Raw genomic sequence first — 16,228 nt, 5'->3', positions numbered from 1 at the left:
TCAGTGCGCGCGCGACAGATACGCGTTGAAGCCGTGATCGAGATAGGCGTTGAGCGGCAGGTTGTCGCTCAGCATGGCTGCATCAATATCGGCGAGTTCAGCGGTGCGTTGCTGGTCTTCCCAGTAGGCGATCGCCACCAGGCTCACCACCAGTGCGGCCAGCGGCCAGGCGAGCGCAAAGCGGCGCAGCGGCGAACGGCGGCGCTGCGGGGCTTCGGCTTGCGGCATGCCGGAGAGGGCCCCGGCGGCGCCGGCAAAGGCCGGCACGAACACCGGCGCGGCAACCGGCTCGGGCTTTTTGCGGGCGAGCGCGGCGCGGCGCGCCACGGCGAGCCGGTCGACGGCGGCGGGGGAAATGCTGGCAGCGTTTTCATCGAGCGCGCGGCGGATCTGCGTTGCAAACTCGAGTTCTTTAGTATCGAGAGAGGAGCTCATAGCGTGATTCCTTTGGCCTTGAGCGCTTGTGCCAGCGTATGAGTGGCCCGCGAGCAATGTGTTTTCACACTGCCTTCGGAGCAGCCCATCGCAGCAGCAGTCTCGGCGACATCCATATCTTCCCAATAACGCATGAGAAACGCCTCCCGTTGACGTGTCGGTAATTTTTGGATCTCGTCGTCAATCAACTGTAAGACTTGTTCGCGCTCCAGCCTCTGTTCGCTACTCTCGGCACCTACCGAGCCTTCTTGTGCTTCGAATGTCTCCAAAGGGTCGAATTCGTCGTCCTCGGCGTTGCCGAGCGAGGAGAACAGGCTGACCCAAGTATTGCGCACTTTCTGCCGACGAAAATAGTCGTGCATCGCATTTTGCAGAATACGCTGAAACAGCAGCGGAAGTTCGGCTGCTGGACGGTCGCCATATTTTTCGGCGAGCTTGATCATCGCGTCTTGCACGATGTCGAGCGAGGCGTCGTCGTCCCGCACGGCGTAGACCGTCTGCTTGAACGCGCGCCTTTCGACGCCCGCCAGAAAATCGGCGAGTTCCTTGTCTGATGCCATCCGTTGGGGGTCGGCGCAGCGAGCGTGCGCGTAATCGATCGAAATTGTCGTAAAACTGGCGGATGCTAACAAACTTTCGGCCCGCTGGGGAAAAACACGCAGCGGTATTGATACTTATGGCAATTTTTCGACCCTTTCCGTGGCGCGGTTGCAGGTGCTACGGAAATATTTTCTTGACCATCCCGCGCTCAGCAGATATCTTCGACGGTTCGCAACATAAGTGACTTGTCTCATTTGAGGTGTGGCCCAAGAAGCTCACCTGTCAAAGTGGACGCGCCGCTTGAACCCGAGCCACAAGCCCGGCAGAGAGCACCCGATCAAATTTTTGCCGAAATTTCGAAAGGTGAATGAATGAATATGCCCAGCGCGGAATTCTCCACGTCGGATACGACTTCCCATCGCGAAACTGACTCTATCGGCGCCACCGTGCTCATGCGCGCATTGGCCGACGAAGACGTCGAGTTTGTGTGGGGCTATCCTGGCGGCTCGGTACTCTACATCTACGACGAGCTGTACAAGCAGGACAAATTCCAGCACGTCCTCGTGCGCCACGAACAAGCCGCAGTCCATGCCGCGGACGCCTATGCGCGTTCCACGGGCAAGGTCGGCGTCTGTCTCGTGACCTCCGGCCCCGGTGTCACCAATGCGGTGACCGGCATCGCTACCGCCTACATGGATTCGATTCCTCTGGTGGTGATCAGCGGCCAGGTGCCTACGGCCGCCATCGGCCAGGATGCGTTTCAGGAGTGCGACACGGTCGGCATCACGCGTCCCTGCGTGAAGCACAACTTCCTCGTGAAGGACGTGCGCGACCTCGCCGCGACTGTCAAAAAAGCGTTCTATATCGCCCGTACTGGCCGGCCCGGCCCGGTGCTGATCGACATTCCGAAAGACGTGTCGAAGACGCCTTGCCAGTACGAGCCGCTCAAGACGGTCTCGCTGCGTTCGTACAACCCGGTGACGAAGGGCCACTCCGGCCAGATCCGCAAGGCTGTGTCCTTGCTGCTCGGCGCGAAGCGTCCGTATATCTACACCGGCGGCGGCATCATCCTCGCGGATGCGGCGCGTGAGCTGAACCAGTTCGCCGATCTGCTCGGCTACCCGGTCACCAACACGTTGATGGGTCTGGGCGGCTACCGCGCGAGCGACAAGAAATTCCTCGGCATGCTCGGCATGCACGGCACCTACGAAGCCAACATGGCCATGCAGCACTGCGACGTGCTGATCGCCATTGGTGCGCGCTTCGACGACCGTGTGATCGGCGATCCGGCGCACTTCGCGTCGCGGCCGCGCAAGATCATCCATATCGACATCGATCCGTCCTCCATTTCCAAGCGCGTCAAGGTCGACATTCCGATCGTCGGCGACGTCAAGGAAGTGCTCAAAGAGCTGATCGAGCAGTTGCAGACGGCCGAACATGGCCCCGACACCGCGGCGCTTGCTGACTGGTGGAAGGACATCGAAGCCTGGCGCGCCAAAGACTGCCTGAAGTTCGATCGCAAGAGCGACATCATCAAGCCGCAGTACGTGGTGGAAAAGGCCTACGAGCTGACCGACGGCAATGCCTTCGTGTGTTCGGACGTCGGCCAGCACCAGATGTGGGCGGCGCAGTTCTATCGCTTCAATAAGCCGCGCCGCTGGATCAATTCCGGTGGTCTCGGCACGATGGGCTTTGGCCTGCCGGCGGCGATGGGCGTGAAGATGGCGCACCCGGACGACGACGTGCTCTGTATCACGGGCGAAGGCTCGATCCAGATGTGTATCCAGGAACTCTCGACCTGCAAGCAGTACGAGACGCCCATCAAGATCATTTCGCTGAACAACCGCTATCTGGGCATGGTGCGCCAGTGGCAGCAGATCGAGTACAGCAAGCGCTATTCGCATTCCTATATGGATGCGCTGCCGGATTTCGTGAAGCTCGCCGAGGCCTACGGCCATGTCGGCATGCGGATTGAGAGGACCGCGGACGTCGAGCCGGCGCTGAAGGAAGCGCTGCGCCTGAAGGACCGCACGGTGTTTCTCGACTTTCAGACCGATCCGACCGAAAACGTCTGGCCGATGGTTCAGGCCGGTAAGGGCATCACTGAGATGCTGCTCGGTTCGGAAGATCTATAACGACGGTTCTATAGCGTCGGCTTCGCCCTGCGCGCCTCCACAAAAGGCGAGGGCGGACGAAGCGGCGCGAACCGGCTCGCATACGTCGACAAAACATCTGGAAGAAGCGAAACCATGAGACACATTATTTCCGTCCTGCTGGAAAACGAACCGGGCGCGCTCTCGCGCGTGGTCGGCCTCTTTTCCGCACGCGGGTACAACATTGAAACCTTGACGGTGGCTCCGACCGAAGACCATTCGCTGTCGCGCATGACCATCGTTTCCATTGGCTCGGATGACGTGATCGAACAGATCACGAAGCATTTGAACCGCCTGATCGAGGTGGTGAAAGTGGTCGACCTGACCGAGGGCGCCCACATCGAGCGCGAGCTGATGTTGATCAAGGTAAGGGCGGTCGGCAAGGAACGTGAAGAGATGAAACGGATGTCGGATATCTTCCGCGGCCGTATCATCGACGTCACCGAAAAGACCTATACGATCGAACTGACAGGCGCGAGCGACAAGCTCGATGCCTTCATTGAAGGGCTCGACGCCACCGCGATTCTCGAAACGGTCCGCACGGGCAGCTCGGGGATCGGTCGCGGCGAACGCATTCTGAAGGTTTGACGCCGGATTTAGTCTTTCTATCTATTGATCGAGGCCGGGCAGTGCCTGCACCCACCCGGCCATGCAACACCCACGCATTATTTGAATTTCACCGATTTCACCGAATTTAGCCAAGGAACAGACATGAAAGTTTTCTACGACAAGGACGCCGACCTCTCCCTCATCAAGGGCAAGCAAGTCACCATCATCGGCTACGGCTCGCAAGGCCATGCACACGCACTGAACCTGAGCGAAAGCGGCGTGAAGGTGACGGTCGGTCTGCGCAAGGGTGGCGCATCGTGGAGCAAGGCTGAGAACGCCGGCCTGCAAGTCAAGGAAGTGGCGGAAGCCGTGAAGGGCGCAGACGTTGTCATGATGCTGCTGCCGGACGAGCAGATCGCCGAAGTCTATGCCAAGGAAGTGCACGCCAACGCCAAGCAAGGCGCTGCGCTGGCATTCGCGCACGGCTTCAACGTGCACTACGGTCAAGTGATCCCGCGTGCCGACCTCGACGTCATCATGATCGCGCCGAAGGCGCCGGGCCACACGGTGCGTGGTACGTACTCGCAAGGTGGCGGCGTGCCGCACCTGATCGCGGTCGCACAAGACAAGTCGGGCGCAGCACGTGACATCGCACTGTCGTACGCAGCAGCGAACGGCGGCGGCCGTGCCGGCATCATCGAAACCAACTTCCGCGAAGAAACCGAAACCGACCTGTTCGGCGAACAAGCCGTGCTGTGCGGCGGTACGGTCGACCTGATCAAGGCTGGCTTCGAAACGCTGGTGGAAGCGGGCTACGCGCCGGAAATGGCGTACTTCGAGTGCCTGCACGAACTGAAGCTGATCGTCGACCTGATCTATGAAGGCGGCATCGCCAACATGAACTACTCGATCTCGAACAACGCCGAATACGGCGAGTACGTGACGGGTCCGAAGATCGTGACGGCTGAAACGAAGAAGGCGATGAAGCAAGTGCTGACCGACATTCAGACGGGCGAGTATGCGAAGAGCTTCATCATCGAAAACAAGGCTGGTGCGCCGACGCTGCAATCGCGCCGCCGCCTGACGGCTGAGCACCAGATCGAACAGGTCGGTTCGAAGCTGCGCGCGATGATGCCGTGGATCGCCAAGAACAAGCTGGTCGACCAGTCGAAGAACTAAGCCAGTTGTCACTCTTGTCGGGCGCGGCGGACTCCCGCACGCGTCTGACATGTCAAAAAGCCGTCCAAGGGTGCTGAACCCTGGGCGGCTTTTGCTATCCTACGGTTTTACAAAAATACAGAAGCCAATCCATCCATGAATTACCCTCATCCGATCATCGCGCGCGAAGGCTGGCCTTTTATCGCCATCGCGGCCGTCGTTGCGTTGTTGATCCATGCCTTCGCGGGATTCGGCTTTGCCTGGCCGTTCTGGCTGCTGCTGATCTTCGTTGTACAGTTTTTCCGCGATCCGGCTCGTCCCATCCCCTCGCAGCCCAACGCCGTGCTGTGCCCGGCTGACGGCCGCATCGTCGCCGTCGAAACGGCGCACGATCCGTATGCCAATCGTGAAGCGCTGAAAATCAGCGTGTTCATGAACGTGTTCAATGTCCACTCGCAACGCTCGCCGGTGGACGGTGCGATTTCGAAGGTCGAATATTTCCCGGGCGCGTACCTGAACGCCGCTGTGGACAAGGCGTCGACCGAAAACGAGCGTAACGCGCTGGTGATCGAAACTGCCAGCGGCCATACGGTGACCTCGGTGCAGATCGCCGGCTTGATCGCCCGCCGCATTCTCTGCTACGTGCGTGCCGGCGAACCGCTCACGCGCGGTCAACGCTACGGCTTCATCCGCTTCGGTTCGCGCGTCGACGTGTATCTGCCGGTGGGCAGCCGTCCGCGCGTGTCGATTGGCGAAAAGGTTTCGGCGTCGTCGACGATTCTGGCTGAACTCGAACTGTAAAGCGGCACAAAGGAGGTTTTCCGATGGCCGCATTCAAGCGTCGTCCCCGTAACAACGCGGCTCCGCAGCCGCGGCCGTTTCGCCGCAACAAGCCGATGGCGCAGGAAGCTGTGCCGATCGACAGCCGCCGTGCCGCGCGCCAGCAGTTTCTGAGGAAGCGCGGCATTTACCTGCTGCCCAACGCGTTTACCACCGCAGCGCTGTTCTGCGGCTTTTTCGCGGTGGTGCAGGCCATGAACGTGCGCTTCGAGGTCGCCGCGATTGCGATTTTCGTCGCCATGGTGCTCGACGGCATGGACGGCCGCGTCGCGCGGATGACGCATACGCAAAGCGCATTCGGCGAACAGTTCGACAGCCTCTCGGACATGGTGTCGTTCGGCGTCGCGCCGGCGCTCGTCATGTACGAATGGGTGCTGAAGGACCTGGGCCGCTGGGGCTGGCTCGCGGCGTTTGTCTACTGTTCGGGCGCGGCGCTGCGTCTGGCGCGTTTCAACACCAACATCGGCGTGGTCGACAAGCGCTTCTTCCAGGGCATGCCGAGTCCGGCGGCCGCGGCGCTGATTGCCGGTTTCGTGTGGCTTGCCACCGACAACCGCGTGCCGGTCAAGCTGGTCTGGCTGCCGTGGGTCGCCTTCGTGCTGACCATTTACGCCGGCGTGACTATGGTGTCGAATGCACCGTTCTACAGCGGCAAGGCGCTCGACGTGCGGCACCGGGTGCCGTTCGGCGTCATCCTGCTGGTGGTGATGGCGTTCGTGCTGGTGTCGTCGGACCCGCCGCTGATGCTGTTCGGCCTGTTCGTCCTGTATGGCCTGTCCGGCTACGTGTTCTGGGGCTATCAGACCTTGCGGGGCAGAGCCAATCCGGCACGCTCGGTACAGCGCGAGCGGTGACCCGCCGGCCTGCTTGCTTGCCCGCTGAACGCAGCTTGCCGGCAGGGCAGGGAAGAGAAGAGAAGAGAAGAGCAAAACGGCAGCCTCCGGGCTGCCGTTTTTCGTTGTGGCATACGCCGGCCTGCCCGTCTTTGGGGCAGGAATCAAGCCAATTGCGCGATTATGCGAATATCGCTATAGTCACCAGATGGTTACTTTTCAGTTCCCCTTCCTGTCTCTTCAAGCCGGCGCGCCGCTATGCGTGCTAGCGCTAGCGCCCCTACCGCGCTGATCGTTTTCGCCCCCCGTCTGCCTCGTTCGTTGTTTGGCGTCGCCTGCGGTGGCGCAAACAGCCGAATTCCGCTTTTCGATCCCACGATCGACCGAATCCTCCCAGGAGACCCGAGATGGCAGACAAACTGATCATATTCGACACGACGTTGCGCGATGGCGAGCAATCGCCCGGTGCGTCGATGACGAAGGAAGAAAAAATCCGCATCGCCAAGCAATTGGAGCGGATGAAGGTGGACATCATCGAAGCCGGCTTTGCGGCCAGCTCGAACGGCGACTTCGACGCGATCCACACGATTGCCTCGATGATCAAGGACAGCACCGTCTGTTCGCTCGCCCGCGCCAACGACAAGGACATCCAGCGCGCCGCTGACGCGCTCAAACCCGCCGATCATTTCCGCATCCACACGTTCATCGCAACGTCGCCGCTGCATATGGAAAAGAAGCTGCGCATGACGCCGGATCAGGTGTTCGAGCAGGCCAAGCTGGCGGTGCGATTTGCGCGCAAGTTCACCAATGACGTGGAATTCTCGCCAGAAGACGGCAGCCGCTCGGACATGGATTTCCTGTGCCGCGTGCTGGAAGCCGTGATTGCCGAAGGCGCGACCACCATCAATATCGCGGATACGGTCGGCTACGGCGTTCCGGAGCTTTACGGTCAACTGGTCAAGACGCTGCGTGAGCGGATTCCGAATTCGGACAAGGCGGTGTTCTCCGTGCACTGCCATAACGACCTCGGCATGGCGGTGGCGAACTCGCTCGCCGGCGTGCAGATCGGCGGCGCGCGTCAGGTGGAGTGCACCATCAACGGACTCGGCGAGCGCGCGGGCAATACCTCGCTCGAAGAAATCGTCATGGCGGTGAAGACCCGCAAGGACTACTTCGGCCTCGATCTTGGCATCGACACGACGCAAATCGTGCCGGCTTCGAAACTCGTCTCGCAGATCACCGGTTTCGTGGTGCAGCCGAACAAGGCCGTGGTCGGCGCGAATGCGTTTGCACATGCATCGGGCATCCACCAGGACGGCGTGCTGAAGGCGCGCGACACCTACGAAATCATGCGCGCCGAAGATGTGGGCTGGAGCGCGAACAAGATCGTGCTCGGCAAGCTGTCAGGCCGTAACGCGTTCAAGCAGCGCCTGCAGGAACTCGGCGTGTCGCTGGACGGCGAAGGCGAATTGAACACGGCGTTTGCCCGCTTCAAGGAATTGGCGGATCGCAAGTCGGAGATTTTCGACGAAGACATCATCGCGATCGTCACCGAAGAATCCGCAGAGGCGCAGGAAAAAGAACACTACAAGTTCCTGTCGCTGTCGCAGCACTCGGAAACCGGCGAGCAGCCGCATGCGCGCGTCGTGTTCACGGTCGAAGGCAAGGAAGTGACCGGCGAAGCGCGCGGCAACGGCCCGGTGGATGCGACGCTCAACGCGATCGAAACGGAAGTCGGCAGCGGCTCGGAGCTGCTGCTGTATTCGGTGAACGCCATCACCACCGGCACCCAGGCGCAGGGCGAAGTGACGGTGCGGCTGTCGAAGAGCGGGCGCATCGTCAACGGCGTCGGCACCGATCCGGACATCGTCGCGGCTTCGGCGAAGGCTTATATTTCGGCGCTCAACAAGCTGTATTCGAACGTCGACAAGCTGAATCCGCAACGCTCGGAAGGCGTGTAAGCCGTGCAGCGGATGGCGTCCTGATCCGCTGCTGTGAACCGCGTCGAAGCCCTGTGCCGTGAAAAGCACAGGGCTTCTTTTTTACCGCGCGGTGGGTTCGATCCGGCTTGACGCTCGTCGCTTCACTGCTACTCCGCCGCCGGCCGCCGCATCGACCAGCCGCGTGCCGCGCGGGCCTGGGCCTGAACCTGATGCCGCACGTCGACGGCGATCTGGCGCCGCGGCGCATCGGCCACAAACGTATCGAGCAACTCGCGCACGTCGTGATCGACGAAATCGGCTCGCGTCGCATCGACGATCAACGTCGCACCGTCCGGGATCTGTTGCAGATAGTGCTTGAGCGGCACTTTGCCGAGAAACGACACGTCCTTGCGAAACGACAGCAGATAGTGATCGCCGTGCTGCGCGAGCATGATCGGACTGCGCAGGTTCGCATAGAGCGCGAGCAACACGCTGCACAGTATGCCGAGCACGATGCCGATCAGCAGGTCGGTCGCCAGCACGCCCACCAGCGTGACGATGAAGGGCGCAAACGGCGCGAAACCTTGCCGTGCGATGGCGATGAACAATGATGGTTTGGCCAGCTTGAAGCCGGTGAAGATCAGGATCGCCGCGAGGCAGGCGAGCGGAATCAGATTGATGACGCTGGTGAGCGCGAACACGCTGACGAGCAGCAGCACGCCGTGGATGATCGCCGACAGCCGGCTCTGCGCGCCCGCATGAACGTTGGCGGAACTGCGCACGATCACCGAGGTGATCGGCAGGCCGCCGATCGCGCCTGCGATCAGATTACCCACTCCTTGTGCCTTGAGTTCACGATCCGGCGGTGCGGCCCGGCGCTGCGGATCGATCTGCTCGACCGCTTCGAGACTCAGCAGCGTTTCAAGACTCGCGACGATCGCCAGCGTAATAGCTACGCGCCAGACGTCAGGATTGACGAGTTGCGCGAAATGCGGACCGAAGTCGACCCATTCCAGCGCCACTTGCAAGGCCGCGAACGATTCGAGCGGCGGCAGTGCAACGCGATGTTCGGCAGGCAGCGCGAGTCCCGGTGTCAGCAGACCCAGCAGTAACGTCGAGCCGATGCCCAGCAGGACCACGGCCAGCGGCGCCGGTATTAACCGTACCAGCGTGAAGCGGCGCAGCGCGCGGGTTTCCCAGCCGACCAGAATGGCCATCGACAGCAAGGTGATCGCGGCGGCGGTGAGCGAGATCGAGCCGAGCGGCGTCGAAATGCCGAGCGCCGCCGTGTTCTGCGCAGCGGCTGGCGCCGCATGCGAGGCCGGGATGCCGAGCGCAAGCGGCAATTGCTTGACGATCAGTAGCACGCCGATGGCAGCGAGCATGCCCTTGATGACCGGCGAGGGCACATAGGCCGCAAAGCGGCCCGCCTTGAGCATGCCGAAACCGAACTGGATGACGCCCGACAACAGGACCGCGAGCAGAAACGCCGCGAAGCTGCCAAGCTGCGCGATACCGTCGACGACGATCACGACGAGGCCCGCCGCCGGGCCGCTGACGCTCAGCCGCGAGCCACTCAGGACGGCCACCACCAGTCCGCCGACGATGCCGGACACGAGGCCGGCAAACGGCTCGACGCCGGAAGCGTTGGCAATGCCGAGGCACAGCGGCAGCGCCACGAGAAACACGACGGTGCCCGCCAGCAGGTCGCGCTGAAACGTGTTGAAGAAAGATCGAAGATTCATATGGGTCGTGCAGGTGAGGTGGATTACCGCGTGTACAAGGAACGCGAAGAAAACGGGACGAAACGAAGCCCGGCGCCGCGCTACGCAGCGCTGTCTGCGCTCGCCGTACAGGTCATGGCGTCGTCCGCTGCGTATCCCGAGGTCAGAACCTTGATGCGGCCATCCTCGAGCGCGAAAATCCAGCCGTGCACGAGCGGTGGCGAATCGGCTTGCTGGACGATCGGGCTCGCACGCAACTGGCGCACCTGTTCGCGCACGTTCAGCTCGGCGAGGCGATCGACGCGCGAGCGCTCATTGCGCTGACCATCGAGTTCGGCGCAATGACGCTCGGCCAGCGCGCATAACGGCGCGATGCGGCGATTCACGTGTTGCAGACCTGGGTCGGGCGGCAGCAACGCCGCGCGCACCCCGCCGCAACCGTAATGCCCGCAGACGATCACATGCTCGACCTTGAGCACCCGTACCGCGTATTCGAGGACGCTCGCCGAGTTGTCGTCGCCGGGATGAAACAGGTTGGCGATGTTGCGGTGTACGAATAGATCTCCCGGCTCGCAGTGTGTGATCGTTTCGGCCGGCACGCGACTGTCCGAGCAGCCGATCCATAGCACGTGGGGATTCTGACCTCGCGCGAGTTCGCGGAAGAATTCAGGGTTGCGGGCGGCGGTTTCATGCGCCCAGGCAACATTGGCGACCAGCAGGCGTTTGGGGCGGTTCATCGATAGCGGCTCCGGAAGTCAAGCGAGTTCGACGTTGACTTCACGCCCGCCTGGCAGCGATGCAGGTGGCATGGTGCAACGTCGTTTAATTCTTACGATTGCCTTTCTATCAGAAAATAAACCCGCTGTGCGCGAACAAAAATCGCCGTTATGCGCCATAAATGAAAAAGCCGCCCGGGAGGGCGGCTTGGCGGAAAAACGGCTGCTGGAACGAGGCGCGAAGCGCGCGCCCAGGCTCAGAAAAAGCTGCGGCGATCCGGATCGTGCAGCGGATCGGGTGATTTCTGCGTAGTCCTGAGCAAACCCTGATCGTCGAAATAGAAGCTGTACATCATGTACCAGACGTTGTCTTCCAGATAGCGATAGGTCCAGACCTCGCGTTTCATCAGCGGGAAGTACGAGGTTTCTTCCGGGCGGCCGAAGTTGACCAGCACATCGCTCTTGGTCCACTTGCCGATTTCTGCCTTATAGAACTCGTTGGGCTGCAACACCTGGCGCACGCTGACGATCTTGCCCGAGCCGTCGATGTCGGCGGCCGTGGTGGTTTCGCCCATGGGTTGGGTCGGCCACATCAGACGCTTGCCGCCGTTGGGCAGGTCGTAGACTTCGCGCGGGGCGCCAAGCTTGGCGACGATGGTGGACTCGTCCGCGCCCTGTTGGAACTGCTGCCATGGCTGAACACAGCCCGCGAGCAGCAGGGCGGTGAAGCTGGCCAGCGCAGCGCGCCGCAGATGCCCGCGCCGCCGTGCCGACGCGCTGGTCGTCGCGAATGCGGATGTGAGGCGGGTAAGCATGAATTCCTCCGATGGCATTGGATGGTGGTTTTTATCATCGAGACGCAATATTTTGACACGCGGGGCGGCGACACAGTGTTAACGAGCGGCCGTGCTTGCTTATTCCACACCGCGCGCCCTATGATCCGCGCTTCGGACGATTCAGAGGAGCTGCGCATGGCGGCGAAGTGGGGACGCGTCGCGGCTGCGGCGCTGGCGGCGTTGGCGCTGACCGCCGGGCAGGCGGCGCATGGGCAGGGCACACCATCGAGCCCGGCGCCTGCCGGCAAACCGGTCCAGTTGGCGCTGATCGAAGGCATGTCAGGCCCCTTCGCGAACGCCGGGGCGGCGGTGGAGCGCAATCTGCGCTTCGGCGTCGAGCAGGTGAACGCACACGGCGGCGTCAAGCTGGCCGACGGCGCGCATCCGCTCGAACTGGTCGTGCTGGACAGCAAGGGCAGCACCGAGGAGGCGCTGGTGCAGTTGCGCGCCGCGGCGGATCGCCATATCGGCTACATCCTGCAGGGCAACAGCTCGGCGGTGGCGGCGGCGCTGATCGGCGCGATCGAGAAGCAGAACAGCCGCGAGCCCGACAATCAGGAAGTGTTCCTCAACTATTCCGCCGACGACCCCGCGCTGACCAATGCCGCCTGCAGTTTCTGGCACTTCCGCTTCGACGCCCACGCCGGCATGCGCATGGACGCGCTCGCGGATGTGATCCAGCATGATCCGTCGGTCAAGAAGGTCTATCTGCTGAACCAGGACTACAGGTTCGGCCATGACGTCAGCGCGCTGGCGCGCTTGGCGCTGGCGGCCAAGCGCCCGGACATTGCGATCGTCGGAGATGAATTTCATCCGATTGGCCGGGTGAAGGACTTCGCGCCGTATATCGCCAAGATCCGCGCGAGCGGCGCGGATGCGGTCGTCACGGGCAACTGGGGCAACGACTTGACCTTGCTGGTTAAAGCCGCCCGGGAGCAGGGCCTCGACACCAAGTTCTACACCTTCTACGGCAACAGCCTGGGCGCCCCGGCTGCGCTTGGCGACGCTGGCGTGAAACGGGTGATCGCGGTGGCCGACTGGCATCCGAATGCAGGTGGCGCGGCCTCGGACGCGTGGTACAAGGCCTTCCGCGCCCGCTACCCGGCCGCTCAGGACGACTACCCGGTGCTGCGCATGGAGCTGCTGGTCGAGATGCTTGCCGCAGCCATGAACAAGGCGGGCAGCGCCCAGCCCGCGGCAGTTGCGAAAGCGCTGGAGGGGATGAAGTTCGACAACGGCTTCCACCCGTCGTGGATGCGCGCCGACGACCATCAAATGATCCAGCCCCTTTATGTGATGGAGATGGACAAGGCCGGCACGCCGGGCGTGCGCTTTGATAACGAGGGCTCCGGCTATGGCTTCCGCACGGTGCTGGCGCTGCGGCCCGAGCGGACCGTGCCGGCCACGACCTGTCATATGACGCGGCCTTGAGGCATTGGCCCTTAGGTATTGGCCCTTAGGCATTGCGTTGAGCCGCGGCCATGTGGGCTGCCTCCGGCCGAGGCGCGCTGCCCCACGCGGCCCCCGGCGGCGCTCTTCAGCCACGGGCCGGCTCGCCGTGCCACCTTGAGCCGGCGCCCGCGAATCCCGGCCGTCACAGCAGGGTTCGCGGCCCGTACAGGCTGTGCTACAATACGCCCCTCGTTGTAATCCACGGCACGGCCTTTCTTCCGTGACCGCCTGTCTAGTTCTCAAGGAAATTGATATGTCCGCAGTTGAAGCAAGCAAGAAGTCCGAAGTCGTTGCGCAATTTGCACGCGCTGCTAACGACACCGGCTCCCCCGAAGTTCAGGTCGCTCTGCTGACCACCCGCATCAACGAACTGACCGTTCACTTCAAGGCCCACACGAAAGACCACCACAGCCGCCGCGGTCTGCTGCGCATGGTGAGCCGTCGTCGTAAGCTGCTCGACTACCTGAAGGGTAAGGACGCGGACCGTTACCGCGCACTGATCGAGAAGCTGGGTCTGCGTAAGTAATTGGGCGCGCAGTAAGGCGCTCTCAGCAAGATGCCTGTGTCAGTTTCACTGATACAGGCATTTTGTTTTTGAACGGTGCGCTTCATGTGAGGTGCACCGATAGTTGCCCGCGGTAGCGTGACGGTTCATGCGGCGGGCAACGCTCAACACAGCCGGGCTTCAGGGCAGAGCTTTGTGTCATTCCAGCGGTTCGCGCACGTACTCGACGTAGGGCGTGGTTCTCTGGAATGGCATAACACTCATCTTCCCATGTGGCACCGGTCCTGGCGTTGCCGCGCCGCTTCTGGTCCGCGCGGCATAACGATGGAGTGACAAAATGACTATGTTCAATAAAATCGTCAAAGAATTTAAGTGGGGACAACATAACGTTCGCCTCGAAACGGGCGAAATCGCTCGCCAGGCAAGCGGTGCTGTGATTGTCGACGTCGAAGATACCGTTGTGCTGGCCACTGTGGTCGGCGCCAAGACCGCCAAGCCGGGTCAAGACTTCTTCCCGTTGACGGTCGACTACCTCGAAAAGACCTACGCAGCCGGCAAGATCCCCGGTGGCTTCTTCCGCCGCGAAGGCCGTCCGTCGGAAGGCGAAACGCTGATTTCGCGCCTGATCGACCGCCCGCTGCGCCCGCTGTTCCCGGAAGGCTTCTACAACGAAGTCCAGGTCGTGATCCACGTCCTGTCGCTGAACCCGGAAATCCCCGCTGACATCCCCGCGCTGATCGGCGCGTCGGCGGCGCTTGCCGTGTCGGGTCTGCCGTTCAACGGCCCGGTCGGTGCAGCACGCGTGGCTTACATCAACAACGAATACGTCCTGAACCCGACGCGCGCCCAGATCAAGGAATCGGCGCTTGATCTCGTCGTCGCCGGTACCGAGCGTGCCGTGCTGATGGTCGAATCGGAAGCGCAGCAACTGAGCGAAGAAGTGATGCTCGGCGCGGTGGTGTACGGTCACGACCAGATGCAGGTCGCAATCGACGCGATCCATGAACTCGTTCGCGAAGGCGGCAAGCCGGAATGGGATTGGCAACCGGCCGCCAAGAACGAGCCGCTGATCGCTCGCGTGACGGAACTGGCGCAAGCCGACCTGCTCGCCGCGTACCAGATCCGCGACAAGCAAGCGCGTTCGGCCAAGCTGAAGGAAGTCTACGCAGCCACCTCGGCCAAGCTGGAAGAAGAAGCCGCAGCAGCCGGCACGGTCGCAGCCGACAAGGCAACGGTCGGCAACGTGCTGTTCGACATCGAAGCGAAGATCGTCCGTACGCAGATCCTCGACGGCGAACCGCGTATCGACGGCCGCGACACGCGCACCGTGCGCCCGATCGAAATCCGCACCGGCGTGCTGCCGCGTACCCACGGCTCGGCGCTGTTCACGCGCGGCGAAACCCAGGCTCTGGTGGTCGCAACGCTCGGCACGAAAGGCGACGAGCAGAACATCGACGCGCTCGAAGGCGAGTACCGCGAGCGCTTCATGCTCCATTACAACATGCCTCCGTTCGCGACCGGCGAAACGGGCCGCGTCGGTTCGCCGAAGCGCCGTGAAATCGGTCACGGCCGTCTCGCGAAGCGCGCGCTGGCTGCTTGCCTGCCGAGCGCAGACGAATTCGGCTACTCGATCCGCGTCGTTTCGGAAATCACCGAATCGAACGGTTCGTCGTCGATGGCTTCGGTGTGCGGCGGCTGCCTCGCACTGATGGACGCCGGCGTGCCGATGAAGGCGCACGTCGCCGGCATCGCCATGGGCCTGATCCTCGAAGGCAACAAGTTTGCCGTGCTGACCGACATCCTCGGCGACGAAGATCACCTCGGCGACATGGACTTCAAGGTGGCGGGTACCGAGCAAGGCGTGACCGCACTGCAGATGGACATCAAGATCCAGGGCATCACCAAGGAAATCATGCAGGTCGCCCTCGCGCAAGCGAAGGAAGGCCGTCTGCATATCCTCGGCAAGATGACCTCGGCTGTCTCGGGCGCGAACACGGTGCTGTCGGACTACGCACCGCGCATGATCACCATCAAGATCAATCCGGAAAAGATCCGCGACGTGATCGGCAAGGGTGGTTCGGTGATCCGCGCGCTGACCGAAGAAACCGGCACGACCATCGATATCTCGGACGACGGCGTCGTCACCATCGCCAGCACCAGCAGCGAAGGCATGGCCGAAGCGAAGAAGCGTATCGAGAACATCACGCTGGAAGTCGAAGTGGGCCAGGTCTACGAAGGCACCGTGCTCAAGCTGCTCGATTTCGGCGCGATCGTGAACATCCTGCCGGGCAAGGACGGTCTGCTGCACATCTCCGAGATCGCCAACGAGCGTATCAAGGACATCAACGACTACCTGAAGGATGGCCAGCAGGTGAAGGTCAAGGTCATCCAGACGGACGAGAAGGGCCGTGTGCGCTTGTCGGCGAAGGCGTTGCTGAACGACGCCGCGTCGGGCGCACCGCAAAGCGAACCGACTCCGCAGTAATGCGGTAAGGTAGGCAACGGCCGGCAGCGTGAAGGCGCGCCGGCCGTTTTTCATGAGGGTGGATTGCCTTGCAAACGGCG

The 16,228-nt window shown here is 62.1% G+C and carries 14 protein-coding genes; 9 read left to right on the top strand and 5 right to left on the bottom strand.

The genetic code is table 11. The features are described 5' to 3' along the window. A complete protein-coding gene (locus BLQ92_RS25455; protein WP_090688037.1) occupies positions 1 to 435 on the bottom strand; it encodes a DUF3619 family protein in 435 nt (144 codons plus the stop codon). Next, the gene (locus tag BLQ92_RS25450) at positions 432 to 995 is read right to left on the bottom strand and encodes an RNA polymerase sigma factor (protein WP_090688034.1); all 564 of its coding nucleotides are present in this window, start codon (positions 993 to 995) and stop codon (positions 432 to 434) included. The genes BLQ92_RS25455 and BLQ92_RS25450 overlap by 4 nt, the downstream gene beginning before the upstream one ends. Before the next feature lie 351 nt (positions 996 to 1,346). On the opposite strand from BLQ92_RS25450, the gene BLQ92_RS25445 reads away from it, so the two are divergent. The 6 genes from BLQ92_RS25445 (at position 1,347) to BLQ92_RS25420 (ending at position 8,469) form a co-directional block, all read left to right on the top strand. Further along, positions 1,347 to 3,110 carry an acetolactate synthase 3 catalytic subunit gene (locus BLQ92_RS25445; RefSeq protein WP_090688031.1) on the top strand — a complete coding sequence of 588 codons (1,764 nt, stop codon included), beginning with the start codon at positions 1,347 to 1,349 and terminating at the stop codon, positions 3,108 to 3,110. Between the two features lie 114 nt (positions 3,111 to 3,224). Continuing rightward, a complete protein-coding gene (ilvN, locus tag BLQ92_RS25440; protein ID WP_074301882.1) occupies positions 3,225 to 3,716 on the top strand; it encodes an acetolactate synthase small subunit in 492 nt (163 codons plus the stop codon). A 123-nt stretch (positions 3,717 to 3,839) separates the two neighbouring features. Then, positions 3,840 to 4,856, top strand: a complete 1,017-nt coding sequence (ilvC, locus tag BLQ92_RS25435) for a ketol-acid reductoisomerase (RefSeq protein ID WP_090688028.1) — start codon at positions 3,840 to 3,842, stop codon at positions 4,854 to 4,856. A gap of 135 nt (positions 4,857 to 4,991) precedes the next feature. Further along, the gene (locus BLQ92_RS25430; RefSeq protein ID WP_090688024.1) at positions 4,992 to 5,636 is read left to right on the top strand and encodes a phosphatidylserine decarboxylase; all 645 of its coding nucleotides are present in this window, start codon (positions 4,992 to 4,994) and stop codon (positions 5,634 to 5,636) included. Positions 5,637 to 5,659: 23 nt separating this feature from the next. Beyond that, the gene (gene pssA, locus BLQ92_RS25425; RefSeq protein WP_090688021.1) at positions 5,660 to 6,529 is read left to right on the top strand and encodes a CDP-diacylglycerol--serine O-phosphatidyltransferase; all 870 of its coding nucleotides are present in this window, start codon (positions 5,660 to 5,662) and stop codon (positions 6,527 to 6,529) included. 386 nt (positions 6,530 to 6,915) lie between these two features. Further along, positions 6,916 to 8,469, top strand: a complete 1,554-nt coding sequence (locus tag BLQ92_RS25420; RefSeq protein ID WP_090688016.1) for a 2-isopropylmalate synthase — start codon at positions 6,916 to 6,918, stop codon at positions 8,467 to 8,469. A 128-nt stretch (positions 8,470 to 8,597) separates the two neighbouring features. On the opposite strand, the gene BLQ92_RS25415 is transcribed toward BLQ92_RS25420, so the two are convergent. The 3 genes from BLQ92_RS25415 to BLQ92_RS25405 all read right to left on the bottom strand — a co-directional run bounded on the left by BLQ92_RS25415 (position 8,598) and on the right by BLQ92_RS25405 (position 11,685). Further along, positions 8,598 to 10,175, bottom strand: a complete 1,578-nt coding sequence (locus BLQ92_RS25415; RefSeq protein ID WP_090688012.1) for a SulP family inorganic anion transporter — start codon at positions 10,173 to 10,175, stop codon at positions 8,598 to 8,600. An 80-nt stretch (positions 10,176 to 10,255) separates the two neighbouring features. Further along, on the bottom strand, positions 10,256 to 10,891 hold the full coding sequence (locus BLQ92_RS25410) for a carbonic anhydrase (RefSeq protein WP_090688009.1): 636 nt from the start codon (positions 10,889 to 10,891) through the stop codon (positions 10,256 to 10,258). Between the two features lie 236 nt (positions 10,892 to 11,127). Then, positions 11,128 to 11,685: a hypothetical protein gene (locus BLQ92_RS25405; protein WP_090688006.1), complete on the bottom strand. Its 558-nt coding sequence runs from the start codon at positions 11,683 to 11,685 to the stop codon at positions 11,128 to 11,130. Between the two features lie 156 nt (positions 11,686 to 11,841). On the opposite strand from BLQ92_RS25405, the gene BLQ92_RS25400 reads away from it, so the two are divergent. The 3 genes from BLQ92_RS25400 (at position 11,842) to pnp (ending at position 16,148) form a co-directional block, all read left to right on the top strand. Then, the gene (locus tag BLQ92_RS25400) at positions 11,842 to 13,137 is read left to right on the top strand and encodes a branched-chain amino acid ABC transporter substrate-binding protein (RefSeq protein ID WP_090688525.1); all 1,296 of its coding nucleotides are present in this window, start codon (positions 11,842 to 11,844) and stop codon (positions 13,135 to 13,137) included. 274 nt (positions 13,138 to 13,411) lie between these two features. Further along, positions 13,412 to 13,684, top strand: a complete 273-nt coding sequence (gene rpsO, locus BLQ92_RS25395) for a 30S ribosomal protein S15 (protein ID WP_090688003.1) — start codon at positions 13,412 to 13,414, stop codon at positions 13,682 to 13,684. A 316-nt stretch (positions 13,685 to 14,000) separates the two neighbouring features. Beyond that, entirely contained in the window at positions 14,001 to 16,148 is a 2,148-nt protein-coding gene (gene pnp, locus BLQ92_RS25390; RefSeq protein ID WP_175772595.1) for a polyribonucleotide nucleotidyltransferase, read from the top strand. Positions 16,149 to 16,228: the final 80 nt, after the last annotated feature.

The organism is Paraburkholderia phenazinium (assembly GCF_900100735.1).
Lineage (GTDB): Bacteria > Pseudomonadota > Gammaproteobacteria > Burkholderiales > Burkholderiaceae > Paraburkholderia > Paraburkholderia phenazinia.
Note: the sequence above shows the minus strand (reverse complement) of the source record. Positions and strands in the feature narration are given on the sequence as shown.

Coding starts and splice junctions, on each gene's coding strand:
- BLQ92_RS25455 (WP_090688037.1), bottom strand. CDS start 435: ATGAGCTCCTCTCTCGATACTAAAGAACTCGAGTTTGCAACGCAGATC.
- BLQ92_RS25450 (WP_090688034.1), bottom strand. CDS start 995: ATGGCATCAGACAAGGAACTCGCCGATTTTCTGGCGGGCGTCGAAAGG.
- BLQ92_RS25445 (WP_090688031.1), top strand. CDS start 1,347: ATGAATATGCCCAGCGCGGAATTCTCCACGTCGGATACGACTTCCCAT.
- ilvN (WP_074301882.1), top strand. CDS start 3,225: ATGAGACACATTATTTCCGTCCTGCTGGAAAACGAACCGGGCGCGCTC.
- ilvC (WP_090688028.1), top strand. CDS start 3,840: ATGAAAGTTTTCTACGACAAGGACGCCGACCTCTCCCTCATCAAGGGC.
- BLQ92_RS25430 (WP_090688024.1), top strand. CDS start 4,992: ATGAATTACCCTCATCCGATCATCGCGCGCGAAGGCTGGCCTTTTATC.
- pssA (WP_090688021.1), top strand. CDS start 5,660: ATGGCCGCATTCAAGCGTCGTCCCCGTAACAACGCGGCTCCGCAGCCG.
- BLQ92_RS25420 (WP_090688016.1), top strand. CDS start 6,916: ATGGCAGACAAACTGATCATATTCGACACGACGTTGCGCGATGGCGAG.
- BLQ92_RS25415 (WP_090688012.1), bottom strand. CDS start 10,175: ATGAATCTTCGATCTTTCTTCAACACGTTTCAGCGCGACCTGCTGGCG.
- BLQ92_RS25410 (WP_090688009.1), bottom strand. CDS start 10,891: ATGAACCGCCCCAAACGCCTGCTGGTCGCCAATGTTGCCTGGGCGCAT.
- BLQ92_RS25405 (WP_090688006.1), bottom strand. CDS start 11,685: ATGCTTACCCGCCTCACATCCGCATTCGCGACGACCAGCGCGTCGGCA.
- BLQ92_RS25400 (WP_090688525.1), top strand. CDS start 11,842: ATGGCGGCGAAGTGGGGACGCGTCGCGGCTGCGGCGCTGGCGGCGTTG.
- rpsO (WP_090688003.1), top strand. CDS start 13,412: ATGTCCGCAGTTGAAGCAAGCAAGAAGTCCGAAGTCGTTGCGCAATTT.
- pnp (WP_175772595.1), top strand. CDS start 14,001: ATGACTATGTTCAATAAAATCGTCAAAGAATTTAAGTGGGGACAACAT.